1 protein-coding gene is annotated in these 2,688 nt (G+C 52.9%); it reads right to left on the bottom strand.

Translation table 11 applies throughout. The annotated features are described in order from the left end of the window. Positions 1-668: 668 nt before the first annotated feature. A partial coding sequence (locus tag VK958_RS13430; protein ID WP_325242186.1) for a vitamin B12 dependent-methionine synthase activation domain-containing protein occupies positions 669-2,688 on the bottom strand: 2,020 nt, incomplete at its 5' end.

Raw genomic sequence — 2,688 nt, 5'->3', positions numbered from 1 at the left:
AACAAAACAAAGGAATGGGTTTGTTGGATTTAGTTTTGAGAGTTAAAGATGCTACTCAGCGCGCTCTGCCCATCGCGTTCTACCATTGTCTCAACGTGGTGGGGTTAAATGGGCCCCTATCTGACGCGCCGAGTAGCGCAGAAAAAACAAGAATCAAGGGAGCGTTTGTTTGAGTCCCGCAGCAGCTCACGAAGTGTGTGAGCTGCCAGGTCGAGTTTCGCGACCGCTTGTTTTGGCGAGCAACGCAGGAAACAAGCGGAAGCTAGGGTGCCTTTTCTTTTGGTTACTTATTCTTTGGGCAAGCAAAGAAAAGTAACTCGCCTAGAGGCGAAAAGAAACAGTTAAGCACCCGAAGAAATACCTAATTAATACTTCCAGCAAGTGCAGCTACAGCTCTTCTATTGTTACTAAGCTAAACATGAGCCTAGCCTGGATTCCGGCCGTTGCCGGAATGACGAACTGTTGCAGGGCCACTGGCTTATGCACGCTCTATGAAACCTCTGTTACACCCTTCACTGGAATAAAGACTTATGCATACACCAGCCGTTCCGCTGGAAAATAGCATGCTCTGCGACACCTTAGGTTGGTATGAAAATCAAAGAATTACCGTTTAACCCATCAAACAAAAAGCGCACGATTAAGTGCGCTTTTTGTTTGAAATTGACTTCTTACCCTAGGTTCGGCGCTAACCACCGTTCCAACCAAGCCTTATCGACATTGCGCCTCTTAGCCATGTCTTCCACCTGGTCATTGGCTATCTTATCTACACTGAAATACCTAGACTCCGGATGTGCAAGGTAGAACCCGCTCACTGCCGCTGCCGGTAACATCGCGTAACTATCCGTCAATTGCATCTCGATTTCTTCCGCTTGCAACACCCTGAACATATCGGCTTTCACCGTATGGTCCGGGCAGGCCGGGTAGCCTGGTGCCGGGCGGATACCTTTGTACTGCTCTTTGATTAGCGCATCCTTGTCTAAGGCTTCGCTCGCGGCATAAGCCCAGAAATCGGTACGTACCCGTTCATGCATATATTCGGCAAAGGCTTCCGCCAGGCGATCAGCCAGTGACTTGAACATGATGGCATTATAGTCATCATGGTTTTTTTCGTAGTCAGCCAGGCGTTTTTCCATGCCCAACCCGGCAGTCACGGCAAACAGGCCGATATAGTCATCGGTGCCTTTAGGTGCAACAAAGTCAGCCAGGCACTGGTTAGGGCGTGGCACGCCATCAATCACCGGTTTTTGCGTTTGCTGGCGCATGCCGTACCAGGTGAGCGCCACCTGGCTGCGGGTTTCATCGGTATAGATTTCGATATCGTCATGATTCACCTGGTTGGCGGGCAGGAGCGCAATCACGCCATTGGCACTCAACCAGCGGCCATCAATGATACGTTTTAGCATCACTTTGGCTTCGGCAAATACTTTGGTGGCGGCTTCACCCACTACCTCGTCCTTGAGGATGGCGGGATAAAACCCTGCGAGATCCCAGGTCTGGAAAAACGGGCCCCAGTCAATATATTGGGCGATCAACGCCAGATCGATATTCTTGAACACACGACGCCCGATGAATTTGGGTTTTACCGGCGCATGGGCTGCAACAAAATCCACCCTGGCGGCATTGGCGCGTGCATCGGCCAGACTCAGCATAGGCACGCCTTTTTTGTTGGCATGCTGGTGACGCGCTTTTTCGTAATCGGCCTGGATCTCGGCCAGGTAAGCACCACGCGTTTCGGGCGTCAGCAGGTTCTGCATGACGCTGACCGAGCGCGAAGCGTCCGGCACATAAATGACCGGGCCTTCGTAGTGAGGCGCAATCTTCACGGCGGTATGTGCGCGTGAAGTGGTGGCGCCCCCGATAAGCAATGGCGTCTGCAGGGCAACAAAATGCGGGTCGCGCTGCATTTCCCTGGCGATATAGGCCATCTCTTCCAGCGATGGCGTGATCAGGCCGCTCAGGCCGATAATATCGGCATTTTCAGCTTTTGCCATGGCCAGGATCTCAGCGGCAGGCACCATCACACCCATATTCACCACTTCGAAGTTGTTGCACTGCAACACCACCGACACGATGTTTTTACCGATATCGTGCACATCGCCTTTTACCGTCGCAATCACAACCTTGCCTTTGGGCTTGGCCACGATACCGGTGCGTTTTTCTTCCAGGGCTTTTTCTTCTTCAATGAACGGGATCAGATGCGCGACAGCGGATTTCATCACGCGCGCCGATTTCACCACTTGCGGCAGGAACATCTTGCCCTGGCCGAACAGGTCACCGACCACATTCATGCCATCCATCAACGGGCCTTCAATCACGTGGATCGGACGTCCGCCCTTGTGCATGATCTCCTGGCGCACTTCTTCAGTATCGGCAACGATAAAGTCGGTAATACCATGCACCAGCGCATATTCCAACCGCTTGCTGGCTGGCACCGGGTTTTCCGGCGTGCCGCGCCAAGCCAGTGTGGCTTCCGCTTTTTTGCCACCGGCCACCAGCGTACCGGCGATCTCGATCATGCGCTCAGTGGCTGCCAGCGGATTATCCGGATCAACCACACGGTTCAGCACCACATCTTCAACACACTTGCGCAATTCGGCAGGAATATCGTCATAGACGCCAACCATACCGGCGTTGACAATACCCATGGTCATACCGGCCTGGATGGCGTGGTAAAGGAACACGGTATGG

It is taken from the genome of Methylophilus sp. (assembly GCF_035460085.1).
Lineage (GTDB): Bacteria > Pseudomonadota > Gammaproteobacteria > Burkholderiales > Methylophilaceae > Methylophilus.
The sequence above is the reverse complement of the archived record's forward strand: the minus strand, read 5'-3'. Positions and strand labels throughout refer to the sequence as shown.